23 protein-coding genes and 1 pseudogene are annotated in these 25561 nt (G+C 63.3%); 9 read left to right on the top strand and 15 right to left on the bottom strand.

The features are described 5' to 3' along the window. Window positions 1–59 precede the first annotated feature (59 nt). From AAG799_RS04965 to AAG799_RS04945, 5 genes are all read right to left on the bottom strand, one after another. The gene (locus AAG799_RS04965) at window positions 60–1112 is read right to left on the bottom strand and encodes a flagellin (protein WP_341894693.1); all 1053 of its coding nucleotides are present in this window, start codon (window positions 1110–1112) and stop codon (window positions 60–62) included. Between the two features lie 3 nt (window positions 1113–1115). Continuing rightward, on the bottom strand, window positions 1116–2543 hold the full coding sequence (gene flgK, locus AAG799_RS04960; protein ID WP_341894692.1) for a flagellar hook-associated protein FlgK: 1428 nt from the start codon (window positions 2541–2543) through the stop codon (window positions 1116–1118). Window positions 2544–2609: 66 nt separating this feature from the next. Then, a complete protein-coding gene (locus AAG799_RS04955; RefSeq protein ID WP_341894691.1) occupies window positions 2610–3971 on the bottom strand; it encodes a flagellar hook protein FlgE in 1362 nt (453 codons plus the stop codon). A 202-nt stretch (window positions 3972–4173) separates the two neighbouring features. Further along, the gene (locus tag AAG799_RS04950; RefSeq protein WP_341894690.1) at window positions 4174–4752 is read right to left on the bottom strand and encodes a cob(I)yrinic acid a,c-diamide adenosyltransferase; all 579 of its coding nucleotides are present in this window, start codon (window positions 4750–4752) and stop codon (window positions 4174–4176) included. 12 nt (window positions 4753–4764) lie between these two features. Then, window positions 4765–4962 carry a twin transmembrane helix small protein gene (locus AAG799_RS04945; RefSeq protein WP_341894689.1) on the bottom strand — a complete coding sequence of 66 codons (198 nt, stop codon included), beginning with the start codon at window positions 4960–4962 and terminating at the stop codon, window positions 4765–4767. 201 nt (window positions 4963–5163) lie between these two features. On the opposite strand from AAG799_RS04945, the gene AAG799_RS04940 reads away from it, so the two are divergent. The 4 genes from AAG799_RS04940 to AAG799_RS04925 all read left to right on the top strand — a co-directional run bounded on the left by AAG799_RS04940 (window position 5164) and on the right by AAG799_RS04925 (window position 8090). Beyond that, entirely contained in the window at window positions 5164–5943 is a 780-nt protein-coding gene (locus tag AAG799_RS04940; RefSeq protein WP_341894688.1) for an AraC family transcriptional regulator, read from the top strand. A gap of 114 nt (window positions 5944–6057) precedes the next feature. After that, a complete protein-coding gene (locus AAG799_RS04935) occupies window positions 6058–6738 on the top strand; it encodes an alanyl-tRNA editing protein (RefSeq protein WP_341894687.1) in 681 nt (226 codons plus the stop codon). Beyond that, window positions 6739–7662, top strand: coding sequence for a DMT family transporter (locus AAG799_RS04930; protein ID WP_341894686.1), 924 nt, complete (start codon window positions 6739–6741; stop codon window positions 7660–7662). Further along, the gene (locus AAG799_RS04925) at window positions 7659–8090 is read left to right on the top strand and encodes a MarR family transcriptional regulator (protein ID WP_341894685.1); all 432 of its coding nucleotides are present in this window, start codon (window positions 7659–7661) and stop codon (window positions 8088–8090) included. The genes AAG799_RS04930 and AAG799_RS04925 overlap by 4 nt, the downstream gene beginning before the upstream one ends. Here the strand turns inward: AAG799_RS04925 and AAG799_RS04920 are convergent. Next, entirely contained in the window at window positions 8087–8398 is a 312-nt protein-coding gene (locus AAG799_RS04920; RefSeq protein WP_341894684.1) for a winged helix-turn-helix domain-containing protein, read from the bottom strand. The genes AAG799_RS04925 and AAG799_RS04920 overlap by 4 nt on opposite strands. 80 nt (window positions 8399–8478) lie before the next feature. Between AAG799_RS04920 and AAG799_RS04915 the strand changes: the two genes are divergently transcribed. Next, a complete protein-coding gene (locus AAG799_RS04915) occupies window positions 8479–9423 on the top strand; it encodes a threonine/serine dehydratase (RefSeq protein WP_341894683.1) in 945 nt (314 codons plus the stop codon). Here the strand turns inward: AAG799_RS04915 and AAG799_RS04910 are convergent. Next, complete coding sequence (locus AAG799_RS04910; protein ID WP_341894682.1) at window positions 9420–11120, bottom strand: acyl-CoA dehydrogenase family protein; 1701 nt, start codon at window positions 11118–11120, stop codon at window positions 9420–9422. The genes AAG799_RS04915 and AAG799_RS04910 overlap by 4 nt on opposite strands. Window positions 11121–11214: 94 nt before the next feature. Further along, window positions 11215–12555, bottom strand: coding sequence for a crotonyl-CoA carboxylase/reductase (gene ccrA, locus AAG799_RS04905; RefSeq protein ID WP_341894681.1), 1341 nt, complete (start codon window positions 12553–12555; stop codon window positions 11215–11217). A 348-nt stretch (window positions 12556–12903) separates the two neighbouring features. Here ccrA and AAG799_RS04900 point away from each other — a divergent pair. The 4 genes and pseudogenes from AAG799_RS04900 to AAG799_RS04885 form a co-directional block, all read left to right on the top strand. Beyond that, window positions 12904–14877 (top strand): annotated as a pseudogene (locus AAG799_RS04900) (methylmalonyl-CoA mutase family protein); the annotation flags it as partial. A 6-nt stretch (window positions 14878–14883) separates the two neighbouring features. Beyond that, window positions 14884–15477 (top strand): DUF2238 domain-containing protein, encoded by a 594-nt coding sequence (locus tag AAG799_RS04895; RefSeq protein WP_341894680.1) that lies wholly within the window; start codon window positions 14884–14886, stop codon window positions 15475–15477. 60 nt (window positions 15478–15537) lie between these two features. Beyond that, window positions 15538–17424 (top strand): AAA family ATPase, encoded by a 1887-nt coding sequence (locus AAG799_RS04890; RefSeq protein WP_341894679.1) that lies wholly within the window; start codon window positions 15538–15540, stop codon window positions 17422–17424. A 100-nt stretch (window positions 17425–17524) separates the two neighbouring features. Then, window positions 17525–18550: an ROK family protein gene (locus tag AAG799_RS04885; protein WP_341894678.1), complete on the top strand. Its 1026-nt coding sequence runs from the start codon at window positions 17525–17527 to the stop codon at window positions 18548–18550. Between the two features lie 58 nt (window positions 18551–18608). Here the strand turns inward: AAG799_RS04885 and AAG799_RS04880 are convergent, their stop codons facing one another. From AAG799_RS04880 to gcvT, 7 genes are all read right to left on the bottom strand, one after another. Then, window positions 18609–19172 (bottom strand): EF-hand domain-containing protein, encoded by a 564-nt coding sequence (locus tag AAG799_RS04880; protein ID WP_341894677.1) that lies wholly within the window; start codon window positions 19170–19172, stop codon window positions 18609–18611. 246 nt (window positions 19173–19418) lie between these two features. Continuing rightward, window positions 19419–20504 carry a mechanosensitive ion channel family protein gene (locus AAG799_RS04875; protein WP_341894676.1) on the bottom strand — a complete coding sequence of 362 codons (1086 nt, stop codon included), beginning with the start codon at window positions 20502–20504 and terminating at the stop codon, window positions 19419–19421. Window positions 20505–20595: 91 nt separating this feature from the next. After that, window positions 20596–21045, bottom strand: a complete 450-nt coding sequence (locus AAG799_RS04870) for a hypothetical protein (RefSeq protein WP_341894675.1) — start codon at window positions 21043–21045, stop codon at window positions 20596–20598. Window positions 21046–21053: 8 nt separating this feature from the next. Further along, window positions 21054–22625, bottom strand: coding sequence for an aminomethyl-transferring glycine dehydrogenase subunit GcvPB (gene gcvPB / locus AAG799_RS04865; protein ID WP_341894674.1), 1572 nt, complete (start codon window positions 22623–22625; stop codon window positions 21054–21056). Next, window positions 22622–23962, bottom strand: a complete 1341-nt coding sequence (gene gcvPA / locus AAG799_RS04860; protein WP_341894673.1) for an aminomethyl-transferring glycine dehydrogenase subunit GcvPA — start codon at window positions 23960–23962, stop codon at window positions 22622–22624. Before gcvPA ends, gcvPB begins: the two co-directional genes overlap by 4 nt. A 16-nt stretch (window positions 23963–23978) precedes the next feature. Continuing rightward, complete coding sequence (gene gcvH / locus AAG799_RS04855) at window positions 23979–24350, bottom strand: glycine cleavage system protein GcvH (protein ID WP_341894672.1); 372 nt, start codon at window positions 24348–24350, stop codon at window positions 23979–23981. An 11-nt stretch (window positions 24351–24361) separates the two neighbouring features. Next, window positions 24362–25468, bottom strand: a complete 1107-nt coding sequence (gcvT, locus tag AAG799_RS04850) for a glycine cleavage system aminomethyltransferase GcvT (protein ID WP_341894671.1) — start codon at window positions 25466–25468, stop codon at window positions 24362–24364. Between the last annotated feature and the right edge of the window lie 93 nt (window positions 25469–25561).

The raw sequence follows: 25561 nt of genomic DNA, 5'->3' as shown, positions 1-25561 counted from the left end.
ACCGGCGGACTGGCCCGCCGCAACATCTAAACGCCAGAAATCGCCCCGGAAAACGCGAACTAGCGCAGGTAGTTGACCAGCGAAAGCTGCAGGCTGTCGCGGGTGATCACGTAGCTGGCTTCCAGTGTCGTCTGCAGGTTTTTGATGTTCACCGAGACCTCGCCGATATCGATATTCTCGATGCCACCGATACGCACCTTGACGACGTCCAGCGAACGGTCATGGCGCTCCTGCACTTCCTCCAGCTGCTGCTGCTTGTAGCCGTTGCGGGAGGCAATCGTCTTCAGCTGGGTGATGGCGGTGTTCAGCTGGTCGCGCGCATCATCGACGCGGGCCTGGTAGTTGTTCGGGTCGGTCGCGATATCCTGGGTGGCATCGCGGAAGCGGATGATCGAGTCGACCAGGGTCTGGAAGCCGTCTTCGGCGGCCGAGACGCCATAGCTCAATTGCTCGTTGTCATCCGAATACAGGGTCGTGCCGGCGGCGTCATAATAGTCATCATAGGTGCCGGGTGCCGTGGCGGTCGGATTGATATAGAAGTCGGCAGCCGAGGCGTAGTTCGTGGTGCCGGGGAAAGCCGCCGGCACCGTGAAGGGCACGAAAGTGTTGAAGCCGACGCCGGGAACCGCACCGGCCGGATAAACGGTGGCCAGGCCCGAGATCGAGCCATTGATCGGGTTTTCGGTATAATTGGTGCCGGCAAACAGGAAGCGGTCGCCATCCTTGGTCTGCAGCAGGCCGCCGATGCGGTCGAGCAGCACATTGGCCTGCACATTCGGCGCCGAGGTCGAGGCGAAGAACGGATCGCGGTTCTTGATCATCGTATCCTGCGCCTCGGTGGCGATATCGATGATCTCTTCGATGGTCAGTGCGTAAAGGTTGGTGCGGTTTTGTGCTGTCAGCACGGCACTTTTGTAATTGTTGATCGTGCCGACTTCCGACTTCAATGAACCGAGTTCCTGGGCGCGCTGCGACACGCCGATCAGGCCATCGGCATAGCGGCCGTCGGCCAGCTGCTGGTTCTGCTTGCTCAGCTGCAGATTCAGCAGCCGGATGTTGCGGGTCACATCGAGCTGAGTGGCGTATTGGGTGGTACCTACGAGCGCAACCATGATTTACCTCCCGATGTTGACGAGCGTGTCAAACATCTGCGTGACCGTATTCATCACATTGGCCAGCGCGGCGTAATTGTTCTGCAGAACCTGAAGCTGCGCAAGCTCGTCGTCGATGTTTACACCCGTCAGGTTGCGGTATTTCTGGTCCAGGGTGTTTTCCAGGCGTTCTGCCGAGTCACGCTGGGTTTCGTTGTCGGCGGCGGCGCGAGCGTGGTAGGCCAGAATACTGTTGGCGACGCCGAAAATATTGACATTGGCGATCACAAGACCATTCGGATCGGTCGTCCGGTTGATCTGCGCATTGGTCCGGGTGGTATTGCGCATCGCCTGCTGCACCGCACCGGCGACGCTGGCATCCAGCGTGCTGGGATCAGCCGTGACGCCGGCTTCGACCGTGATTCGGCCAGCTTCATCCGGCGGTGTCGCGACGGCGCCATTGTAGTCGAAGAACACGCCGCCGTAGGCGGTGTTGACCACATCAGCCAGGTTTGAGGCAAAGGAATCCAGCTGGTTGAAGAATTTGGACAGCGTCCCGACATTGGGATCTGTCGAGGCGAGGCCGGTTGTAGTGCTGTCGAGATAATCGATCGAGGCGCGGGTCGTGCCATTGAGGAAGCCGGCCGTTACATCGGCGCCCGAGCTTTGCAGATAGATGCCGGGCTGCGGGTAGGTCGGGGGATTGGCGACGGAAATATAGTCGAACTGCTGGGAGACGGTGCCAACCAGCTGGACGCCGCCTTCGGTATAGACGAACAGCTCGCCGCGATCGTTCTTGATGGTGCGGATGCCAACCTTGTCCGACAGGGCGGCAATCTCTGCATCACGCAGATCTTCCAGATCACCGATCGGCGCGCCGGCGGCAGCCTGGGAGGCGATCTTGCCATTCAGTTCGGCGATCTTGTTTGTCGCCTCGTTGAGTGAGTCAATCTGGCTGCGCAGGTTCTCCTGCGCACGGCTCTGCAGTTCGGACTGCAGACCATTGAGGCGCCGGATTTCCGTGGCCAGTTCGTTGCCGCGCTGGACCACCAGGTTCTTCAGGTCGTTGTTTTCGGGTGTGGCTTCCAGCTGCTTCCAGGCGTCCTCGAAGCGCGTCAGCATCGCCAGCATGGTCGGCTGGTCGCCCGTGGTGTTGGTGGCGTCCAGCGTTTCCGCCAGTTCCTTGGTGTAGGTGAGCTGCTGCTGCAGGCGGCCGAAATCGGCATTCGCCCGGTACAGATCCTGTTGGATTTCGGGCGCCGCGACGCGGGTGATGCTGGAGATCAGCGCGGCAGACGGCAGGCCTTCCGCAACTGGTGTGGTGAGGGTGGAAACCTTGCGGGTGTAATTGGGATTCTGCGCGTTGGAGACGTTGCCCGCCGCCAGGCGCGTCTGGCTCTGCAGGGTCTGCAGGCCGATCACGGCGGTGTTGAGGGCAGCGCTCAAAGACATGACGCAAAATCCTTTTTGGCGGGGTGGGAGATGACCGCCGGGCGGGTGCCCGGCGGTCAGTCAGCGTTAGCGGCGGATATTGATGGTTTCCTGCAGCAGTTCGTCGGCAGCGGTAATCAGCCGGGCATTGGCCGAGTAGGTACGCTGGGCGACGATCAGCTTGGAGAACTCCTCCGCGATATCGACGTTCGAGCCTTCGATGGCGGCCGAGACATAGTCGCCGGCACCGCTCGCACCGGACTGCGACAGAACCGCAGCACCCGAGCTCGGGGTTTCCACGAAGGCGTTGCCGGCCACGCGGTCCAGTTCGGTCGGATCTCGGAACTTTGCCACCGGGATCTGGTAGAACTGCTTGACGTTGCCGTTGTCGAAGGTGACCGAGACGAAGCCGTCCTGGTCGATGGCAAGGTTCTTGAAGTTACCCTGCGGCACACCGTTTTGCTGGAAGTTGTTCAGCGTCAGGGTGTCGCCGGCATACTGCGTGGTGCCGATCGAGTTGCCATAGGAACCCAGATCGAGGCGGATCTGCTGGCCGCCCGAACCGTAGTCGAGGCTGAAGCTCAGCGAGGCGTCGTCGTTGGTCGCGGTGGCGTTCGAGCCGACCAGGCCGCCGGAAGCGGTGGTGCCGTCCGCTGCGCCCAGGCTGGAGATCGTGCCGGGGCCGGCCACAGTGGTGGTCGCACCGATCGAGGCACCGAACACCACCGTCACCGGACCGAAGGCCGATACGGTCGCGCCGGTCGCCGTGACATCGAGCGTCCAGGTATTGTTGCCGGTACGGGTCCAGGTCAGATCGAGCGTGCGGGCATTGCCCAGCGCGTCAAAGATCTGGATCGAACTGGCGGGCAGGGTGGCGGGCAGGGCGCCCGAAGTGTTCGTTGCGTTGGACGGCAGGTTGGCGGCGTATTCCACCACGCTGGTCGCGACCGGTGCGTCGAGCAGGTTGGACACGCGCACTTCCTCGGTGGCCGAGCTGTCCACCACGCCGGTGACCGGATCGATCGGCCAGCCGCGCAGGAAGTAGCCCGACGAGTTCACCAGGAAGCCATCGTTGTTCTGGTTGAAATCGCCGACGCGGGTGAAGTAGCTGGTGGTTTCGAAAGTCGGCAGGCCGGTCGTCTGATCCTGGCCGTTCTTTTTCGAGACCGGCATGAAGCCGCCGCCGACCAGGGCGATCGAGGTGGTGGATGACACCTGCTGGATCGCGCCTTGTGAATTGTTGGCGAAGAACGGCTGGTTGATCACACCGCCCGGAGAATGCGTGTTGGCCTGGGCGCTGGACTGCGTCACCAGCGTCTGGAAGCGCGATTCCACCTTCTTGTAACCGATGGTGCTTGCGTTCGCGACGTTATCCGAAATGAAGCCGATGGCGGATGACTGGCCATTCAGGCCGGTAATCGAAGTCTGTAAAGCGCCACTAATTGACATAACACTGCCTCCTGGCTGGAAACCGATTTGGCAGTACAGGAGCAAGCCGCGTGCCAGTTTTGGCCAGCCTGGCTAATGTCTTATTATTTCAGGGCTTTTTATAATATTTCGGGACTAGGTAAACACGGCAGCTTCTGCCGTGTCACATCATTGCAGGGGGTGGTCCGGCAGAATTTGCCGGGTCTTTCCCGCCCTGCCCGGGTCAGCCGCGGTTGAGGCCGGGCACCCAGAGCACGTCGGCGGCGCCATCCTGGTTGGCATGGCGGGCGGCGACAAACAGATGGTCGGACAGCCGGTTGATATAGCTGAGCGCAGCGGGATTGACCCGCTCAGCATCCTGCAGGGCGGTGACCAGCCGCTCGGCGCGACGGACCACGGTGCGGGCCAGATGCAGATAGGCTGCCGCCGGGCTGCCGCCGGGCAGTATAAAAGATGTCAGTGGGCTGAGCCGGCTGTTCATGGCGTCGATCTCTGCTTCCAGCCGGTCGACCTGCACCTGGTCGACCCGCAGGGCGGGACGGCGGCGCGGATCGTTCTCTTCATCTTCCGGGGTCGACAGGTCGGCGCCCAGGTCGAACAGGTCGTTCTGGATACGCGACAGCATGGCGTCCAGATCGCTCTCCGCCGTATGCAGCCGGGCCATGCCGATGGTGGCATTGGCCTCGTCTACGGCGCCATAGGCCTCTACCCGCAGGTCGTGCTTGGGCACCCGCTCGCCGTTCCCCAGCGAGGTCATGCCCTTGTCGCCGCCGCGCGTGTAGATCCGATCGAGTTTCACCATGGCGAAGCGGCCTTAGTTGCGGAAGGCAAAACTGGCAATGCCAATCAGGATGATGGCGATGAACTGCAGCAGGATGCGCCAGCGCATCAGCAGGTTGGAATAGGAGCGGTTGAAGCGGCCCCCCCGGAACAGGGCGAAGATGCCCACGCACAGCACCAGGAAGGTGGCGACGGCAAAGGCCGGGATCAGCATGTTAACGACAGTCTGCATGAGCGGAGAATATAGTGTCAGGCCGGGGCAATCCAACGCCCTGAAGGTGCCCGGCGGTGATCCGGGGCGCGGCGCAAGGCCGCAGGCAGGACACAATCCGGTGGCCCTGGGCCCAGCCGACTTCTATTCTGTTCCCGGTCCGGAGGTCATGCCGTGCAGGCAAATGCGAAGAATTTGGTGCGATACTGGGAGAACCGGCATATGCCGGGGCTCAGCCTGCTGCACGCCGATTTCACCCGCCACGATTATGCCCCCCACAGCCATGACGCTCTGGTGGTGGCCGTCACCGAGGCCGGCGGAGCCGAATTCACCAGCCGTGGCCATACCGAGGAAGCCCGCGAGGATGTCCTCCTGGTCTTCAATCCCGACGAGCCGCATTCGGGCCGCATGGCGCGCAGCCCGCGTTGGCGCTACCGCTCTATATATCTGGACGGACAGGCGATCGCCGCAGCGGCCCGGCTGGCCGGCCTGCCCCGGCCGGCCTATTTCACCGCCAACCTGTTCCGCGACCCGGAACTGGTAAACCTGTTCCATAGCCTGCATTGCGTGCTTGAGCAGGCCGATGATCCCCTGCACCAGCAGGAATTGCTGGCCCAGGGCTTTGCAATGCTCGCGGGCCGCTATGGCAGCCAGCGCCGCCCGGCCGCAGAAGCCGCCAGGGGGCGGCATCCGATGCGGCAACTGCTGGCGGTGATGGAGGAGCGCCATCCCGAGCGTCTGATGCTGGATGATCTCAGCGATCCGCTGGGGCTCAGCTCGTTTCAGTTGATCCGGATGTTCCGCCAGGCCACCGGCCTGACCCCGCATGCCTATCTGACCCAGATCCGGCTGAAGGCCGCCCTGCGCCATCTGCGGGACGGCATGCCGATTGCCGAGGCGGCTCTCGCCGCCGGCTTTTTCGACCAGAGCGCCCTCAACCGGCATTTCCGCCGGATCTATGGCATCACGCCGCGGCAGTTTGTTGCCGCCCAGGTCGCCTGACCGGCCGCATCGCGCAATTTTTGCCAAGAAGCTGACCGCCTGCCCGCCTACTCTCCGCCTTTGGACGATGAGGAAGCGATGTCGCGGTATTTCTGTCACCTGAATCCAGAAGTCATGACCCTGCGCAGCACAGTGCTGGCCAGCCGGCCTGGTCTGGTTCGCCTGGCCGAAATGCCCTTCTATCCGGGTGGTGGCGGCCAGCTGCCCGATCTGGGTGTGCTGAACTGGAGTGGCGGTACGGTCGCCGTGGAAGGCTTCGAGAGCATCGACGGTCAATTGTGGATCAGGCTGCAGCACCCGGTCGAACTGACCGGGGAGGTGGAGGCGCAGGTCGATCCGGTATTTCGCCAGACCATGCGCGAGTTGCATACGGATCTGCATATCCTCAATGCCCTGGTCTTCCAGGCTTTCGATGGCGCATTGGTCACCGGCGTGCAGATGAATGCCGATGCCACGGCGCGGATCGATTTCGATCTGCCCGATGCCGATAACGATCGCCTGCGTGCCCTGGAACCGGCGATCAACGATGCGATCCGGCAGGATCTGCCGGTCAGGGAAAGCTATCTCGCGCTCGACGATGCCTATGACGAGAAGGGCCTGTTGCGGTCACGCTCGGTGACGCCGCCCCCGACCACCGATGGCCTGATCCGTATCATCGAGATCGCCGGACTCGACCGGCAGGCCTGCGGCGGGACTCATCTGGTCTCGACCGGTGCATCGCGCCCGGTCCGCATCCTCAAGATCGATAACAAGGGCCGGCATAACCGACGCATGCGCATCGGCCTGGCCGGCTGAATGATGGCGCGTTGGCTGGATGCGATCTGGCAGCGGCCGTATCTGCTGCTCTGGCTGCCGCCTGCCTTCTGGGCCGGCAACCTGGTGCTCGGCCGCGGCCTGGCCGACACCATGCCGCCGGTGACACTGGCAGTCGGACGCTGGGTGGTGGCACTGGCCGTGCTGTTACCCTTTGTGTCGGCAGTGTTGTGGCGCCAGCGCGCATTGCTCTGGCAGCAACGCTGGCTGGTTCTGCTCTGCGGTGCTTTCGGCATTGCCGGTTATAATGCGCTGGCCTATGTCGCCCTGCGCACGGTGCCGGCGGTGAATGTCGCTTTCCTCAATTCCACTTTGCCGCTGATGATTCCGGTCGCCGCCTTCGTGCTGACCCGCGAAACGGTGTCCAGCCGCACGGTGCTCGGCATCTTGGTTTCCTTCCTGGGTGTCAGCTGGATCGTCTCGCGCGGCAATATGCAGGCGCTGCTGACCCTGCGGTTTGAACGTGCCGACCTGCTGGTGCTACTGGCGATCCTGAACTATGCGCTCTATTCGGTTCTGCTGCGGCGCCGGCCTGCCGCGCTCGATCCGCTGGCCTTTCTGGCGGCCACCATGGCCACCGGCCTGCTGGTGCTGCTGCCCTTCTGGCTCTGGGAACTGGCCGACGGCGCGGTGATCCCCGTCGATGCGGCTTCGCTGTCGGCCGTGCTCTATATCGGCATCTTTGCTTCCCTGCTGGCCTTCATCCTGTGGAATCGCTGCGTGGCCATGCTGGGAGCGGTGGTCACCGGTGTCTCGTTTCATCTCGTTGCCGTCTTCACGGCCACGCTCGCTTTTATTTTTTTGAATGAGGCGGTGCATGGATTTCATATTGTCGGCATCGTGATGATCCTGGGCGGTTTTGGCCTGGCCACACTGCCGATGGCGAAGCGACACAGATCGCCATGACCATACGGCCGGCCGAACGCGTCGCTGCAGTACGGCGGTTCAACCGCTTCTACACCCAGTATGTCGGCGCGCTGGATGACAGCCTGCTGCGCAGTGCCTTCTCGCTCACCGAGGTGCGGGTGCTGTTCGAGTTGGCCCATGGACCGGCCACCACGGCGCACGCCCTGGGCCAGCGCCTTGGCCTGGATGCCGGCTATCTCAGTCGCATACTGCAGCGATTCCGCCGTGGCGGGCTGTTGACGCGTGAAGCCAGCCCGCAAGACCGGCGGGAATACTGGTTGCGCCTGACGCCGGCGGGTCGGGCGGCTTTTATGCCACTGGACCGTGCAGCCAGTCGTGAGGTTGCCCGGATGCTGAAATCGCTGAGCGACGACAAGCAGCGCATGTTGTTGGCTGCAATGCAGACCATCCAGCGTCTGCTGGATTAAAGCGCGCGCAAGGTCTGCTTCAGTTTGGCGATGGCCGCCTCATCGCGGCGATAGAAGGTCCACTGCCTGATACGCTTGCCCTGCAGCAGACCGGCCTGCTGGAGGATTTTCAGGTGTTCGCTGGCAGTGGGTTGGCTGACACCCAGCTTTTCGGCGATCAGCAGGCCGCAGACGCCATCCTTCACCAGGTCGCCATCCACCTGCGGGCGGAAATGCGCCTTCGGATCGCGCAGCCAGTCCAGGATGGCGAGACGGCGATCGCTGGCCAGCGCCCGGAACGCGGCGAGAGATGTTTCGCTGGAAGACATATTGCCAATTAGCCATTTTCCTAATTATAGTCAAGCCGGTTTCCACGCCGCTGCCATCACCTCATCATCCCCAGGGCCCCATGACCCAGCCTGTCGTCGACCGCGCCGCCATTGCCGCCAACTATCCGCGCATCGCGCCCTATATCCGGCGCACGCCGGTGATGGCAGTGAATGGTGCAGATTTCGGCCTGCCGCTCCCGGAGCTGCAGCTCAAGCTCGAATTGCTGCAGCATTCCGGTTCGTTCAAACCGCGCGGCGCCTTCACCAGCCTGCTGGCGCGGGAGATACCGAAGGCCGGTGTGGTGGCCGCATCGGGCGGCAACCACGGTGCGGCGGTGGCCTATGCCGCCATGGTGCTGCAGGTGCCGGCCAAGATTTTTGTGCCCAGCATCGCCGCACCGATGAAGATTGCCCGCATTCGTGGCTATGGCGCCGACCTTGTGGTGGGTGGCGACCGCTATGCCGATGCGCTGGCGGCCGGCGAGGCCTGGCTGGCGCAGAGCGGCGCCATGGCGATCCATGCCTATGACCAGCCGGAAACGCTGATCGGTCAAGGCAGCGTCGGCCTGGAACTGGAACAGCAGGTGCCGGAGATCGACACCCTGCTGGTCGCGGTTGGTGGCGGCGGCCTGATCGGCGGCATTGCCGCCTGGTATGGCGGCAAGGTGAAGGTGGTGGCGGTGGAACCGGAAGCGGCGCCTACTCTGCATATGGCGCTCAAGGCCGGCCATCCGGTGGACGCGCCGGCCGGCGGCGTGGCAGCGGACTCGCTGGCGCCGAAGCAGGTCGGCGGCCTCATGTTCCCGATTGCACAGAAAGGCGTGGCCGCATCCGTGCTGGTGACCGACGATGCGATCCGCGAGGCGCAGAAGGCGCTGTGGGACAAGCTGCGCCTGGTGGCCGAGCCTGGCGGTGCGGCGGCCTTCGCGGCCCTGCTGTCGGGCCGTTACGTGCCGAAGCAGGGCGAGAAGATCGCCGTGCTGGTCTGCGGCAGCAACCCGACCGACCTGGCCTTCACGGCTTAGGCGTTGCGGGTTTCCAGCAGGCGGCGGGCGATCACCTGCGCCTGGATTTCGGCGGCACCTTCAAAGATGTTGAGGATGCGCGCGTCGCAAAGCACGCGGCTGATCGGGTATTCCTCGGCATAGCCGTTGCCGCCATGCACCTGCAGGGCATTGTCGGCATTGGCCCAGGCGATGCGGGCGGCCAGCAGCTTGGCCATGCCGGCTTCCAGATCGCAGCGACGGCCCTGGTCCTTTTCGCGCGCGGCGAAATAGCACAGCTGCCGCGCCATCATGGTTTCCACCGCCATCCAGGCGATCTTGCCATGCACGCGCGGGAAGCTGTAGATCGGCTTGCCGAACTGGATGCGCTCGTTGGCATATTTCAGGCCCAGCTCCATCGCGCATTGTGCCACGCCAAGCGCGCGTGCGCCGGTCTGGATGCGGGCTGATTCAAAGGTCTCCATCAGCTGCTTGAAGCCCTGGCCCTCGCGCTGGCCCAGCAGGTTTTCGGCTTTCACCTCGAAACCATCGAAGCCGATCTCGTATTCCTTCATGCCGCGATAGCCCAGCACCTCGATCTCGCCACCGGTCATGCCTTTTGCGGGGAAGGGGTTGGCATCGTCGCCGCGCGGCTTCTCGGCCAGGAACATGGAGAGGCCGCGATAGCCTTTCTCATTGGGATCGGTGCGCACCAGGAGGGTCATCAGATCGGTGCGGGCGGCGTGGGTGATCCAGGTCTTGTTGCCGGTCACCTTGTAGACATCGCCATCCTTCACGGCGCGGGTGCGCAAGGAGCCGAGATCGGAGCCGGTATTCGGTTCGGTGAAAACGGCCGTAGGCAGTATCTCGCCCGAGGCCAGCTTGGGCAGCCATTGCTTGCGCTGGTCTTCCGTGCCGCCGCGCAGGATCAGTTCGGCGGCGATCTCGGCACGGGTGCCGAGGCTGCCGACGCCAATGTAGCAGCGGCTGAGTTCTTCCGAGACGACGCACATCGCCGTCTTGCCCAGGCCATGGCCGCCGTATTCTTCCGGGATGGTGAGACCAAAGACGCCGAGTTCGGCCATCTCGTCCACCACACTCATCGGGATGAATTCATCCTTGCGATGCCAGTCATGGGCAAACGGGATTACCTTGTCCTGGCCGAAGCGGCGGAACTGCTCGCGCACCATCGCCATGGTTTCATCCAGGCCCAGCTCGCCGAAATCGCCGGTATCGAGGCCATCCTTGATCAGTTCGGCAATGCGGCTGCGAACGGTCGGGATGTTGCCGCCGGCGATCAGGGTCTTCACCGCCGGCACCAGCAGGGCTTGCTGTGCCTCGGGGGCGACACCGAGATCGGACAGGCGGCAGATTTCCACCTGGCTCATGCTGATGCCGCCCAGCATCTGTGCCAGGTATTCGCCAAAGCCGGCCTGCAGGATCAGTTGCTCCAGCTCGCGCAGCTTGCCGTCTTCCTGCAGACGCTCGGCCCAGTGCAGACTTTCCTTCAGTGTTGCTACATAGGTTGCCAGCCAGGCCAGGCCATGGGTGGCGAACTGCTCATCCTCCAGCTTGACGGCATCGATGCTGCCGTCGGCACCGCGCACGCGCTGCGCCACCGCCGCCGTGGCATGGCCCAGCAGCTGTTCGGCCGCCTCCAGCGCCTTGGCGCAGGTTGGCAGCAGATCGGCAATCAGCATGGTATCGGCAGCAGGAGCGGGTTTCGGGACGGCAGACATGCGGGGGCTCGCTCTGGAAAATCGGAACGGAACATCAGATCGGAAAAGGCGGCTGGCGGAGTTGCCCCCGCCAGCCGGTCAGCATCGAGAGGGATTATGAATTCCCTGCTTCGATCGCATCTTCAATGGTGCGCAGACCGGGGGTCTTGGCGCTGACCAGCACCGCCATGTTGCCGGGCTTGTGCTGGTTCTTCCACATCTTGGTATGGGCGCGCGGGATATCGGCCCAGCTGAACACTTCCGACATACAGGGATCGAGACGGCGTTCGATCACCAGCTGGTTGGCCTGGCTGGCCTGCAGCAGGTTGGCGAAATGGCTGCCCTGGATGCGTTTCTGCCTCATCCACACGAAACGTGCATCGAAGGTGAGGTTGAAGCCGGTGGTGCCGGCGCAGAACACCACCATGCCGCCGCGCTTCACCACGAAGCAGGAGACCGGGAAGGTCTGCTCGCCCGGATGTTCGAAGACAAAGTCAACATCGTTGCCCTTGCCGGTGATTTCCCAGATGCCCTTGCCGAACTCGCGGCATTTCTTCATGTAGGCGCCGTATTTCTCGGTATCCATCACCGGTGGCAACTGGCCCCAGCAGTCATAGTCGTTGCGGTTGACCACGCCCTTGGCGCCCAGGCTCATGACGAACTCGCGCTTCGATTCATCGGAAATCACGCCGATGGCATTGGCACCCGAAATGGCGATCAGCTGGATCGCCATCGAGCCGAGGCCGCCGGCAGCGCCCCAGACCAGCACATTGTGGCCCGGCCGCAGGATATGCGGGCGATGGCCGAACAGCATGCGATAGGCGGTGGCCAGCGTCAGCGTGTAGCAGGCGCTTTCCTCCCAGGTCAGGTGCTTGGGCCGCGGCATCAGCTGGCGCGACTGCACGCGGGCAAACTGTGCGAAGCTGCCATCCGGCGTCTCGTAGCCCCAGATGCGCTGCGAGGGCGAGTTCATCGGGTCGCCGCCGTTGCATTCCTCGTCGTCGCCGTCGTCCTGGTTGCAGTGGACGATGACCTCGTCGCCGACCTTCCAGCGTTTCACGCGGCGGCCGACGGCATAGACGATGCCCGAGGCATCGGAACCGGCAATATGGAAGGGTGCCTTGTGCACATCGAAGGGCGAGATCGGCACGCCGAGGCCGGCCCAGACGCCGTTGTAGTTCACGCCGGCGGCCATCACCAGGATCAGCACCTCGTCGGCATCGATCTCAGGCGTCGGCAGCACTTCCAGCAGCATCGACTGCTCCGGCGGGCCATGGCGCTCGCGGCGGATCGCCCAGCCATACATCTGTTTCGGCACATGGCCGAGAGGGGGAATCTCGCCCACCTCATAAAGATCCTTCAGCGCGCCGGCTGCGCCCTGCGCCTTGGCGGCGGCTTGGGCTGCCTGGGCCTGGGCGGTCGGTAAAGCGACCACGGATCCACCCGCATTCGACATGGCGAAACTCCTCCTGTGCTATCCCTGTTACGGCCCCCGATTAACGGGTGCAGGTTTATGCTTGTTGGGCCGGTTCGGCCGGGATTAGCCTTGCCGGGCCCGTGAGACGGTGCGCTGCAAAGCGATTACCATCTTTTTGCAGAAGCGAAAAAATGGCAAGATCATTTTGCAATGCAGCAGAGGTTATGATATTTCGATTATGCCGTGCAACCGGAAAGATAATGACCCAACGTCAACTTGACACGGAATAAAATTATGTCTGCGACTCGTTCGACTCCTGGTGACCAGGCCTCCGGCCTTCGCACCCGCGAAAAGGATAATCCGGCAAAGGCTGACCGGCCAAAGGATAACCGGGAAAAGCCCTGGTTGTTCCGGACCTATTCGGGCCACAGCTCGGCCACGGCCTCGAATGAGCTGTACCGGACCAATCTGGGCCGCGGTCAGACCGGCCTGTCAGTGGCTTTCGATCTGCCGACCCAGACCGGCTACGACAGCGACCATGTGCTGGCGCGCGGCGAGGTCGGCAAGGTCGGCGTGCCGATCAGCCATCTGGGCGATATGCGGGTGCTGTTCGACCAGATTCCGCTCGCGCAGATGAACACCTCGATGACCATCAATGCGCCGGCCGCCTGGCTGCTGGCGCTCTATATCGCCGTGGCCGAGGAGCAGGGTGCCAAGCGCGCCGACCTGAACGGCACGGTGCAGAACGATATCATCAAGGAATATCTCTCGCGCGGCACCTATATCTTCCCGCCGGCAGCCTCGATGCGGCTGATCACCGATGTGATCGCCTTCACCTATCGCGACCTGCCGAAATGGAATCCCACCAACGTGTGCAGCTATCACCTGCAGGAAGCCGGCGCCACGCCGGTGCAGGAACTGGCCTATGCGCTGGCTACGGCGATCGCCGTTCTCGATGCCGTGCGCGACAGCGGCCAGGTGCCGCCGGAAGATTTCGCCCAGGCCTTTGGCCGTATCAGCTTCTTTGTGAATGCCGGTATCCGGTTCGTCACCGAAATCTGCAAGATGCGCGCCTTCGTCGATCTCTGGGAAGAGATCGGCCGCGAGCGCTATGGCGTCACCGATCCCAAGGCGCTGATGTTCCGCTATGGCGTGCAGGTCAATTCGCTCGGCCTGACCGAGCCGCAGCCGGAAAACAACGTCTACCGCATCCTGCTCGAGATGTTGGCGGTGGTGCTGTCCAAGAAGGCGCGCGCGCGCGCCGTGCAGCTGCCGGCATGGAATGAGGCGCTGGGCCTGCCGCGTCCCTGGGACCAGCAATGGTCGCTGCGCCTGCAGCAGATTGTTGCCTATGAGACCGACCTGCTGGAATACGGCGACCTGTTTGATGGCAATCCGGCCATCGATGCCAAGGTCGAGGAACTCAAGCAGGCGGCGCGCGCCGAACTGAAGCGCATTGCCGATATGGGTGGCGCCATCATGGCGGTGGAAAGCGGCTATCTCAAACAGGCATTGGTGGAGAGCAACACCGCCCGCGTGCGTGGCATCGAAACCGGCAGCATCACTGTGGTCGGTGTCAACAAATTCACCGAAAGCGCACCGTCGCCGCTGGTTGCCACCGAAGGCGGCGCCATCATGACGGTCGACCCGGCGGCCGAATCCGAGCAGATCGAACGGCTGAAAGCCTGGCGTGCCAGCCGTGACCAGGCGGCCGTCGATGCGGCGCTGAAGGATATCGAGGCTGCCGCCCGCGATGGCCGCAACATCATGGAGCCCAGCATCGCCGCCGCCAAGGCCGGCGTCACCACCGGCGAATGGGCGGCGACTTTGCGCAAGGTGTTTGGCGAATACCGCGCCCCCACCGGCGTGTCGGCCGCCAGCGGCGCGCTCAGCAACGACGGCATGGACGAGCTGCGCGAAGAGGTCAAGGCCGTGGCCAAGCGGCTCGGCCGGCCGCTCAAGCTGCTGGTCGGCAAGCCGGGCCTGGATGGCCATTCCAACGGCGCCGAACAGATCGCCGTGAAGGCGCGCGACTGCGGCATGGAAGTGGTCTACGAGGGCATCCGGCTGACACCGGAGCAGATTGTTGCCGCCGCCCTGGAAGAGGGCGTGCATCTGGTCGGCCTGTCGATCCTGTCGGGCAGCCATGTCGAGCTGGCCACCGAGGTGATCCAGCGCATGCGTTCGGAAGGCATCGGCGGCGTACCGGTGGTGGTCGGCGGCATTATTCCGCCCGATGACGAGGCGCGGCTGAAGGCTTCGGGCATCGCCGGGGTATTCACGCCGAAGGACTATGATCTCACCGCGATCATGCGTGCCATCGTCGCCCTGGTTGACCGCACCTGGTCCAAGGCCGCATAACAGGCAATGTTCTGGCTCCTGACGGCAGCCTGGGCCATCGGCCTGGTGCTGAGCGGTATTGCGCCTTACGACCGCGCTACCTGGCTGATGGAGGTCCTCCCCGCCATCATCGCCTGGCCGATCCTGTTCTTCACGCGGCAGCGCTTCCGGTTCAGCGATCTAGCCATGGCTCTGATCACCCTGCATGGCCTGATCCTGATGCTGGGCGGCGCCTATACCTATGCCCGCACGCCGCTGGGTTTCTGGCTGCAGGACTGGCTGCAGCTGGAACGCAATCCTTACGACCGTATCGGCCATCTGGCGCAGGGCTTCGTGCCGGCGATCGTTGCGCGTGAATTGCTGCTGCGTGTCTTCCGGCTGGAGAATGGCAAGCTGCTCGGTTTCCTGGTCGTCTGCATCTGCCTGGCGATCAGTGCCAGCTATGAACTGGTCGAATGGGCTGCGGCCCTGGTCATGGGCGAGGGTGCCGATGAATTCCTCGGCACCCAGGGCGACCAGTGGGACACGCAGTCCGACATGTTCATGGCGCTGCTCGGCGCCCTGGCGGCGCTGTTGCTCGCCCGCTGGCATGATCGGCAGATGGCCCGTATGGGCCGATAAATCATGATCGCCTTGAGCCTGGTCAAACTTTCGCCATCGCCGGTGCGTTAGACTGGTTGTATGACCGAGCCCAATCCGGCCGATATCGCTGATCTGTTTGCCGCACCGCCCGAGCGCGTGATCGAAACGCATATCTCGCGGGTCTTCCTCTGTGGCGACCGCGCCTGGAAGCTGAAACAGGCCGTCACGCTGCCCTATGTCGATTTCGGCAGCCTGGAGCAGCGTCGCATCGCCTGCGAACGCGAGGTGGCGCTCAATTGCCGGACCGCGCCGGACCTCTACCTCGGCTGTCGCGCGGTCTATCGTGACAATGCGGGCAGTTTGACCTTTTCCACGCATGGCCTGCCAGTGGAGTGGCTGGTGGAAATGCGTCGTTTTCCGTCCGGCGCGACCCTCGACGAACTGGCAGCCAGGCACGGCCTGACTCCGTCACTGATTGAGGAGCTGGCCGATGCAGTCGCGGATTTTCACAGCCAGGCCATGTTGGTGGATGTCGATCCCGCCGCGACGGTTGAACGCACGCTGCGCCTGAACCGGGAGGCCGTAGCGCATCTTGCGCCCGATGCCCTGCCGGCAGGGGCGTGGAGTGACCTTGAAGCCGCGTTGACCACAGAGTTCGAGCGCCAGCGTGACGCGCTCTCGCAACGCAAGGCCGACGGCCGCATGCGCCACGGCCATGGCGACCTGCATCTGCGCAATATCGCCCTGATCGATGGCAGGCCGGTGCTGTTCGACTGCCTGGAATTTGACGACGGCCTGGCCGAGATCGATACGCTCTACGACTTCGCCTTCCTGCTGATGGATCTGCTGCAGCATGGTTGCCACGATCTCGCCAACCGGGCGCTCAACCGCTACCTCGACCGGACCGGCGACTATGCCGGCCTCAGTCTGCTGCCGCTCTATGTCGCCCTGCGTGCGGCGATCCGCTGCCATATCGCCGCCATGACCCCGGCAGGCCAGGCCGAGGCATGCCGTTACCTGGATCTCGCGCTGCGGTCTTTGCAGGGCAGTGATCTGCGGCTGATGGCCGTGGGCGGATATTCCGGTACCGGGAAGACCACGGTGGCGCGCGCGCTCGCGTGTGAACTCCGGCACCGCCCCTGGGGCGGCGTGCTGCTGCGCAGCGATGTCCTGCGCAAGCAGATGCATGGCGTGGCGTTGAGCCAGACATTGCCGCGCGAAAGCTATACAGCCGAGGACAGTCGCCGGGTCTATGCCGCGATGCTCGAATGGGGCCGGATCGTGCTGCAGGGCGGCAATGCTGTGGTGCTTGATGCCGTGTTCGGCCGTGCGGATGAACGCGCGGCGGCCACTGAATTGGCGAAAGGCTGCAATGCTGCATTCACCGGCCTGTGGCTGACCGCGCCGCTTGCGGTTCTGGTGGATCGGATATCGGGGCGACAGGGCGACGCATCGGATGCCACCACTGCCGTGGTGGCCTGGCAATACCAGACACTGCAGCCGCCCCTGGGCGAACCCGGCTGGAGCAGCCTCGATGCGGGCGGCAGCGCCGAAAGCACAATCGCCCTGGCCCGCAGTCGCGGCGGTCCTGCCGCTGGCATCCCGGCGCCCGGCCTGCTATCGAAGGCCAACCAGACGGAAACAGCAGTTCTTGGGGAGACAGGTGTGCTGTCGCGTTTATCCAGCCTGATCCGGCCTCGCAGCCTGGCCGGCCGCATCATTACCAGCCTGATTGCCGGCCTCGGCCTGCCGGTGGTGCTGTATGCCATCCTGATGCTGCGCACCCATGGCTACGAGCCGATGGGCCTGTGTCATCCCACCCCACATGGCGGCCTGATCCCGATCGACATGAGCCGGGGCAGTGGCATTCCCACCGGCTGCGGCGTCGACTGGGGCTTTGTCGCCAGCAATATTCTGCTGCCCGGCCTCGGCTTCGCCCTGCTGGCCTATATCCTGATGGCACTGCTGGCCCGCGCCGAACGTTGAATCGCTGGGCGCCGCCGGGCGCCTTCAGATTTGCGAGGGCGCTTTGACGGCAAAGGCTGCAAGGAATTTCCGCAAGAATAACGGCCGTGATCCGGAGCCGGTGGCACTGCCTTATCATGGCGCTGCTGACCTGCCGGCCGTGCATGTCGACAGCTACAATCTCGAGCTGCGCGATGCCGAAGGTTTTATTGGTGACAAAGCCAGTGGCCGGGCCTTTCGTGCCCTGCTCGATGCATTGCGCAAGGACGCCGGCGATCTGGCCGGTAATGACCTGAATCCGGCGCGCGATATCTCCAAGAAGGAAATGGACGCGATCCTCACCGGTGACGATCTGGGCGCTGCCGCCATTCTGCATGGCGCCATTGAGGAATTCGCCCAAAATCTCTCGGCCGTGGCCCAGCGTTTCTTGCGCCAGCAGGCCTGGAAAGGCGTGCAGCGTATCGTTGTCGGTGGCGGGCTGCGGCGCAGCCGGGTGGGGGAAATCGCCATCCTGCGCGCCGCGCTGCTGTTGCGGCAGGCGGATATCGATATCGATATGGTGCCCCTCAATCATCATCCCGACGAGGCGGGTCTGCTTGGCGGGTTGCAGCTGCTGGCGCCTGATGTGATGCGGGATCACGACGGCTTCATTGCGATCGATATCGGCGGCACCAATCTGCGCTGCGGAATCGTCACCCTTAAACCCAGCGACAAGCTGGGCAATACGGCCGAGATTGCGCGCCTGCTGCACTGGCGCCATCGCGATGAACGACCTGGCCGCGAGGAAGCGCTCGACCATCTTGGCGGCATGATGCGGGAACTGGCGGCGCGTGCCACGCGGCACAAATGGCATCTGGCTCCGGTGGTGGCGGTCGGTTGCCCCGGCCTGATCGCCGGGGATGGCTGGATCAAGCGTGGCGCGCAGAACCTGCCCGGCAACTGGGAGGGCGAGGATTTCAATCTGACCGAAGCCCTGCGCGAGCGACTGCCCCGCATCGATGGCCACAGCATCAGCATCGCCCTGCATAACGACGCCGTGGTGCAAGGCCTCAGCGAGGTGTGGCGCATGCGCGACATCAAATGCTGGGCGGTCCTGACCATTGGTACGGGTCTTGGCAATGCCAGCTATACCAATGTGAAGGCGTAGCGAAACCGCCCAGGCCTTCTGTCCGGGCGGCTGAACGCGAGTGTGCTGTCGGTGCCTTTCAGGCCGACAGGGAAACGCCGCTGCCGGACTGCGACTGGTAGCCCTGCGTCCTGGCATAGGTCTCCAGTTGACTGAGGAAGGTCTGCAGCAGGCTATCCGTCGTGTTGGCCGCAGTGCTCGATGCGGTCTCGTCGGTATCCTCGCTGCTGTAGCTTTCCAGCAGCGCCAGCAGATCCGACACAGTGGTGCTGTCGTCATCCTCGTCCTCATCGGAGGATGAACTTGCCATGCCCGGTGGCGGGCCTGAAGGCGGCGGCGGCATCTGGCCGCTTTCCTGCAGGGCGATCATGCTGCTCTGCATGTCCTCGGCCAGCTTCTTGAAACCGGCATCGAATTCCGAGCCCGAAACGGCACCATCGCCATCGGTATCGAAAGCAGAGACAACATTCTCCGAGGTCAGGCTGCTGTCAGACGAGCTGGTCTGCAGAGTGTCGAGCAGCGAACTGATCTCGCTGGTATCGAGCTTGCCGTCGGTATTGGCGTCGCTTTTGGAAAACAGCTGGCGCATCGCCTGCTGCAACGGATTGCAGCCGGATGAGCCGATACTCCCGATGCTACTCATATGGATCTCCTTCGAAGTCGTTGCGGATCGGAAGGCGGCATCCGACCGGCGGCCGGTGCAGACTTCCGCAAAACGCCCTTCACGCCGCATGCCATCGGCGTGCAGCGCTAAGCGATTGGCTTCGCGAAGAGATATTGTTTCAGGAGATTGCGGCGGCGAATGATCCGGCCCGCCCGGCAAATCCGCATCGGCAGCTCTTGCCGGATTTGCGTCGGCCGATTGCCTGAAACAGTTTGCAATGATGTTTCAGGCGGAAAATGCGGGTAATTCAGCCCGCAGCCGGGGCAGGGCATGGGCATGATCCTGCTGCAGGAAAGCGATGATCTTCTCGCGGATTTCGCAACGCAGGTCGAAGGCCCGGCCGGCCGACCCGGCGCTGGCCAGGATGCGCACTTCCATCGTGCTTTGCTTGAAATCCGTCACCTGCACGGCGATCACGCGCCTGTCCCAGTTGGGCGAGGCCTGCACGATTTCTTCCGCCTTGCGGCGGATTTCGGCGACCGGCGCGGTGTGATCCAGATACAGCATCACCACACCGATCAGGTCGGCATTCTCGCGCGTCCAGTTCTGGAACGGCTGCTCGATGAAATAACTCAGCGGCAGGATCATGCGACGCCAGTCCCATAGTCGCATCACCACATAGGTGGAGGTGATCTCCTCCACATTGCCCCATTCGCCTTCCACGATCAGAGCGTCGTCGATGCGGATCGGCTGGGTGATGGCCAGCTGGATGCCGGCGATCAGGTTCTTCAGCACCGGCTGCAGAGCCAGGCCGACGATGATGCCGGCGGCCCCGGCCGAGGCGAGCAGCGACACGCCGTACTGCCGCACGCTATCAAAGGTCATCAGTGCCGCCGAGGCAGCGATCACCACGATCAGGCCGTTCACCACGCGCTGCAGAATGCGGGTTTGCGTCACATGCTTGCGTGCCAGCAGATTATCTTCGGTATCCAGCTTGAAGCGCCGCAGATGCATCACCATCCAGACATGGAAGGCTGTCAGTGCGATCCAGCCCAGCAGGGCGATGAACCCGACCGACAGCACCTGCCGCACGATGGCGCCCCAGCCCGGCGGCAGCGGCGCGATGCTGGCGGCTAAGCTGACGGCGATAATCAGGAAGGCCAAGCGGGTTGGCCCTTCGGTCCGCGCCACCAGCGCACGCCAGAACAGGTCCATATGGCTGACCCACCCGGTCACCACGCGGAACAGAATCCGATGCAGCAGATTGGCACAGAAGGGCGTCAGGCTCAGGATCGCCACACTGATGGCCCAGTCCGGAATCCACTGCAGCTGGCCCAGCAGTTTGTTGGCAAGAATCTGTCGGTCGCGCATTCTTATAAAAGGGTGATTGAGCGCAAAAGTTCACTCGCCGCAAAATGAAAACCGCCCGGTCATTGCTGACCGGGCGGCAGATATTGAGCAGTTAGGGAGTGTTGAAAGGGTTTGGGCGCGTCGGAGCGGCCATATATCGGCCTTCGACGACATACCAGGCAAAGCATTTTGCCAAAGATGGAGGAAACGATGAGTCCAATTTCATGGCCCAATTATAAATCTCTCGTTCGTCTCCCTTGATCGCCACACCGCCCCAGCTTTCGACCTTCTGTGGCTGCTTATTCACTATTTTGATAAAGGATGCGCCAGATTCTGCATTTTCAAAATCGGCCCAGACAATGTGCCAGCTCTGTTTTTGCATATGCTCGTATATTCGAGTTCCGGGCTCATTCACTAACCCTGCACGTTCTCTGAGTTGTTTTCCTGCCGATAATGACTTCTGCCATATGCCGGCACAGAGATTTCTCGCAGATGTCGGCCCTGCGTGAAAGAAGATCGCTAGCCCGGCAAAAGCTACAAATAAGAAGTTTTTGCCGGGCATTGTTTGGTTTACTCTGCCGCCGCCTTGTCGATCGGTGCACCGTTGCTGCCCGGTTTCCAGCGCAGTACTGGCGAGCGGGCGGCACGGGTTTCGTCGAGCCGCCGGCGCGGGGTGAGCCGCGGTGCGCCCTGGAACCACTCGACCTGATCGCCCTGTTTCGCTTTTTCGGCCAGGCCGCGCAGGGTGCTCACAAAGGCATCGACGCTGTCCTTGCTCTCGCTTTCGGTCGGCTCGATCAGCATGGCGCCATGCACGACGAGCGGGAAATACACGGTCATCGGATGGTAGCCCTCGTCGATCATCGCCTTGGCGAAGTCCAGCGTGGTGACGCCGGTGTCCTTCAGGAAGCGGTCGTCAAACAGCGCCTCATGCATGCAGGGGCCCTCGAAGCTCGGGCTCATCACATCCTTGAGGCTGGCCATCACGTAGTTGGCCGACAGCACGCTGTCTTCCGCCACCCGTTTCAGGCCATCGGCGCCATGGCTCATCATGTAGGCCAGCGCGCGGATGAACATGCCCATCTGGCCGTTGAAGGCCTTCATGCGGCCGAAGCTTTTCGTGTCGCCGCTTTCAACCAGCCTGTAGCCATCGCTGCCATGCACCACATAGGGCACCGGCACGAAATCCTTCAGCGCGTCCGACAGCACCACGGGGCCCGAACCGGGGCCGCCGCCACCATGCGGGGTGGAGAAGGTCTTGTGCAGGTTGATATGCATGGCGTCGATGCCGAGATCGCCCGGCCGCACCTTGCCAACGATGGCGTTGAAGTTGGCGCCGTCGCAGTAGAAGAAGGCACCGGCGGCATGCACCATCTCGGCGACTTTCTTGATGTCGCGCTCGAACAGGCCGCAGGTATTCGGGTTGGTCAGCATGATCGCTGCCACATCCGGACCCAGCTTGGCCTGCAGGGCATCAAGATCGACGCGGCCCTCGGCGGTGGCCGGGATCGGATCGACCGTGTAGCCGCAGAGTGCCGCTGTGGCCGGGTTGGTGCCATGCGCAGACTCAGGCGCCAGGATGCGCTTGCGGACATCGCCGCGTGCCTTCAGCGCCGCGCGGATCGCCATCAGACCGCAGAGTTCGCCATGGGCGCCAGCCGCAGGCGACATGGCCACCGCCGGCATGCCGGTCAGGGTCTTGAGCCAGCCGGCCAGCTGGTCGATCAGCTCCAGCGCACCTTGCACGGTGGAGGCCGGCTGCAGCGGATGGATGTCGCCCAGGCCGGGCAGGCGCGCCATCTTCTCGTTGAGGCGCGGATTGTGCTTCATCGTGCAGGAGCCGAGCGGATAGAGGCCGGCATCGATGGAATAGTTCTTCTGGCTCAGGCGCACGAAATGCCGCACCACCTGCGGCTCGCTCAGGCCCGGCAGGCCGATCTTGCCCTGGCGCTTCAGGCCGCCAAGGCGGTCCTTCACCTTGGGCGCATCCGGCAGATCAACGCCGGTGCGGCCCTCTTCGCCGATCTCGAAAATCAGCGCTTCTTCCATCTGCAGGCCGCGATTGCCGGTGATGGTGCCGGTGACGGCGCTGTTGGCAGCCGCATGCGGCGTGGTCGGACGTCCCTGACGGTTCAGCATCACAGCACCTCCTTCAGGGCGGCGGCAAGCTTGTCCATGTCGCCTTCGGTATTGGTTTCGGTCACGGCGATCAGCAGCACGTTGGCCAGGCTCTTGTCGCCCGGGAACAGGCGCGATGCGGGCACGCCGCCGAGAATCTTCTTCTCCACCAGCTTCTCCACCACCTCGGCTGCCGGCTTGGGCAGGGTGATGGCGAATTCGTTGTAAAAGGCCTGCGGCACGATGGCGACGCCCTTCATCTGGCTCAGCTTCTCGGCCAGCTGCACGGCCTTGCCGTGATTGATCTCGGCCAGCCGGGTCAGGCCGGCTTCGCCCAGCAGGCTCATATGGATGGTGAAGGCCAGCGCGCAGAGACCCGAATTGGTGCAGATATTCGAGGTCGCCTTTTCGCGGCGGATATGCTGCTCGCGGGCCGACAGCGTCAGCACGAAGCCGCGCCGGCCGTCCTGGTCGACGGTTTCGCCACAGAGTCGCCCAGGCATCTGCCGCACATATTTCTCGCGCGTGGCGAAGAGTCCGACATAGGGCCCGCCGAAACTGAGCGGCACGCCGATGCTCTGGCCTTCCGCCACCACGATATCGGCGCCCATGGCACCCGGCGGCGTGACCAGGCCGAGCGAGGTGATCTCGGTAACAGCGACAATCAGCAATGCGCCCTTGGCCTGGCAGGCCCGGGCGAGGCCGGAGAGATCGCGCAGATGGCCGAACACATTCGGATTCTGCACCACCACGCAGGCGGTCTGCTCGTCGATGAAGGTTGCAAGGTCTTCATTGCCGGCAAGATCGACCGGGGCCGCCACATGCGGCTGGTCGGTCTGGTCCATCAGGGTGGCGACGGTGTCCCGGTAATGCGGATGCAGGCCACCCGACAGCACCGCCTTGCTGCGCTTGGTGATGCGCTGGGCCATCAGCACGGCCTCGGCCGCTGAAGTGGCGCCGTCATACATCGAGGCATTCGCCACTTCCATGCCGGTGATCATGCTCACCTGGGTCTGGAACTCGAACAGATACTGCAGCGTGCCCTGGCTGATCTCGGGCTGATATGGCGTGTAGGAGGTGAGGAATTCCGAGCGCTGGATCAGGTGATCCACGGCAGCCGGAATGTGATGGCGATAGGCGCCGGCACCGAGGAAGAACGGCACCTCCATCGGCGAAACATTCTTCTTCGCCATGGCGGCAAAAGCGCGCTCGACTTCCAGTTCGCCCTGGTGCGGTGGCAGGTCGAGCTGCGGGTTCAGTGCACCAGTTGGCACGTCCTTGAACAGGGCGTCGATACCGCCGGCACCAATGGTGTTCAGCATCTCGCCGCGGTCGGCTTCGGTCAGACCGAGATAGCGCATGGGGAGGCGCTCCTGATTAGAGGGTCTTGAGATAGGCGTCGTAGGCGGCCTGATCCATCAGGGCATCCAGTTCGGCCTTGTTGCTGAGCTTGAGCTTGACGAACCAGCCGTCGGTCTGCGCCGCGCGATTGACCAGCGCGGGGTCATCGACGATGGCCTGGTTGCCCTCTACCACTTCGCCGCCGGCGGGGGCGTAGACTTCACTGGCGGCCTTGACCGATTCAACCACGGCGACTTCAGCGCCGGCATTCACCTTTTTGCCCGGTGCCGGCAGGTCGACGAACACAACGTCACCCAGCTGGCTCTGGGCGTAATCGGAAATGCCGATGGTGGCGACATCGCCCTCGAGACGGATCCACTCATGGTCCTTGGTATAGCGGGTGGTCATGGATCGTCTCCTTACTTGGCGTAGCGTTTGGTGATGAAGGGAAGGGTGCAGGTCTTGGCCGGCAATGCCTTGCCGCGCACCATCAGGGTGAGCGGCGTGCCTGGTTTGGCGTATTCGGTGGCGACATAGCCCATGGCGACCGGGGCATCGACGCTGGGGCCAAAACCGCCCGAGGTGATGACACCGATCTTCTCGTTTTTCTCATTGAAGACTTCGGTGCCTTCGCGGGCGGGTGCGCGCCCCTCGGGCTGGATGCCGACCCGCTTGCGCGTGACGCCGTATTTCAGTTGTTTCTGAACGATGGCGGCACCGGGGAAGCCGCCCTCCTCGCGACGACGCTTTGAGATCGTCCAGTTCAGGCCGGCCTCGATCGGCGAGGTGGTGGTGTCGATGTCGTGGCCGTAGAGGCAGAGCCCGGCTTCGAGGCGCAGAGAGTCGCGCGCGCCAAGACCAATGGGCTTCACTTCCGGCTGGCCGAGCAGCCAGCGGGCGAAGTCTTCTGCTTCATCGGCTTTCAGCGAAATCTCGAAGCCGTCCTCGCCGGTGTAGCCCGAGCGGGTGACGAAGGCCTCGAACTTGCCGAGCGCCAGCGTGGCGCCCATGCCGAAACTCATCGCCGGCATCACGGAATTCAGCCGCGACAGCACATCGACGGCGGCCGGACCCTGCAGCGCCAGCAGCGCGCGGTCTTCCAGATATTCCAGGTCGACGCCCTTCAGGTTCTTGCGCATATGCGCGATGTCATCGTCCTTGCAGGCGGCATTGACGATCACGAAGAGGTCGCGGTCGCGCTTGTTCACCATCAGGTCATCGAGGATACCGGCCTGATCATTGGTGAAGACCGTGTAGCGCATCTTGCCGACATCGAGTGCGACCAGATCCCCGGGCACCAGGGCTTCCAGCGCTTTCGCAGGATCGGCGCCGGTGAGCCGCACCTGGCCCATATGGGAGACGTCGAACAGGCCGGCGGCGGCGCGGGTATGCTTGTGCTCAGTCAGGATGCCGGTCGGATACTGCACCGGCATTTCATAGCCGGCAAAGGGCACCATGCGCGCGCCCAGCTCTTTGTGCAGGGCATTGAGAGGCGTGATTTTGAGATTTTCGGCCGTATCGCCCAAGCGAGGTTCCCTTGCAGACAGAGTCAGAGTCGAACCGGCGGATGGTTTCGCCGTTCGCCCCCTCTGTCCGGGAACCTGAGAGATTCGGAGAAG

The sequence above is a fragment of the Ferrovibrio terrae genome (assembly GCF_943371255.1).
GTDB lineage: Bacteria > Pseudomonadota > Alphaproteobacteria > Ferrovibrionales > Ferrovibrionaceae > Ferrovibrio > Ferrovibrio terrae_B.
Note: the sequence above shows the minus strand (reverse complement) of the source record. Positions and strands in the feature narration are given on the sequence as shown.

Coding starts and splice junctions, on each gene's coding strand:
- AAG799_RS04965 (WP_341894693.1), bottom strand. CDS start 1,112: ATGGTTGCGCTCGTAGGTACCACCCAATACGCCACTCAGCTCGATGTG.
- flgK (WP_341894692.1), bottom strand. CDS start 2,543: ATGTCTTTGAGCGCTGCCCTCAACACCGCCGTGATCGGCCTGCAGACC.
- AAG799_RS04955 (WP_341894691.1), bottom strand. CDS start 3,971: ATGTCAATTAGTGGCGCTTTACAGACTTCGATTACCGGCCTGAATGGC.
- AAG799_RS04950 (WP_341894690.1), bottom strand. CDS start 4,752: ATGGTGAAACTCGATCGGATCTACACGCGCGGCGGCGACAAGGGCATG.
- AAG799_RS04945 (WP_341894689.1), bottom strand. CDS start 4,962: ATGCAGACTGTCGTTAACATGCTGATCCCGGCCTTTGCCGTCGCCACC.
- AAG799_RS04940 (WP_341894688.1), top strand. CDS start 5,164: ATGCCGGGGCTCAGCCTGCTGCACGCCGATTTCACCCGCCACGATTAT.
- AAG799_RS04935 (WP_341894687.1), top strand. CDS start 6,058: ATGACCCTGCGCAGCACAGTGCTGGCCAGCCGGCCTGGTCTGGTTCGC.
- AAG799_RS04930 (WP_341894686.1), top strand. CDS start 6,739: ATGATGGCGCGTTGGCTGGATGCGATCTGGCAGCGGCCGTATCTGCTG.
- AAG799_RS04925 (WP_341894685.1), top strand. CDS start 7,659: ATGACCATACGGCCGGCCGAACGCGTCGCTGCAGTACGGCGGTTCAAC.
- AAG799_RS04920 (WP_341894684.1), bottom strand. CDS start 8,398: ATGTCTTCCAGCGAAACATCTCTCGCCGCGTTCCGGGCGCTGGCCAGC.
- AAG799_RS04915 (WP_341894683.1), top strand. CDS start 8,479: ATGACCCAGCCTGTCGTCGACCGCGCCGCCATTGCCGCCAACTATCCG.
- AAG799_RS04910 (WP_341894682.1), bottom strand. CDS start 11,120: ATGTCTGCCGTCCCGAAACCCGCTCCTGCTGCCGATACCATGCTGATT.
- ccrA (WP_341894681.1), bottom strand. CDS start 12,555: ATGTCGAATGCGGGTGGATCCGTGGTCGCTTTACCGACCGCCCAGGCC.
- AAG799_RS04895 (WP_341894680.1), top strand. CDS start 14,884: ATGTTCTGGCTCCTGACGGCAGCCTGGGCCATCGGCCTGGTGCTGAGC.
- AAG799_RS04890 (WP_341894679.1), top strand. CDS start 15,538: ATGACCGAGCCCAATCCGGCCGATATCGCTGATCTGTTTGCCGCACCG.
- AAG799_RS04880 (WP_341894677.1), bottom strand. CDS start 19,172: ATGAGTAGCATCGGGAGTATCGGCTCATCCGGCTGCAATCCGTTGCAG.
- AAG799_RS04875 (WP_341894676.1), bottom strand. CDS start 20,504: ATGCGCGACCGACAGATTCTTGCCAACAAACTGCTGGGCCAGCTGCAG.
- AAG799_RS04870 (WP_341894675.1), bottom strand. CDS start 21,045: ATGCCCGGCAAAAACTTCTTATTTGTAGCTTTTGCCGGGCTAGCGATC.
- gcvPA (WP_341894673.1), bottom strand. CDS start 23,962: ATGCGCTATCTCGGTCTGACCGAAGCCGACCGCGGCGAGATGCTGAAC.
- gcvH (WP_341894672.1), bottom strand. CDS start 24,350: ATGACCACCCGCTATACCAAGGACCATGAGTGGATCCGTCTCGAGGGC.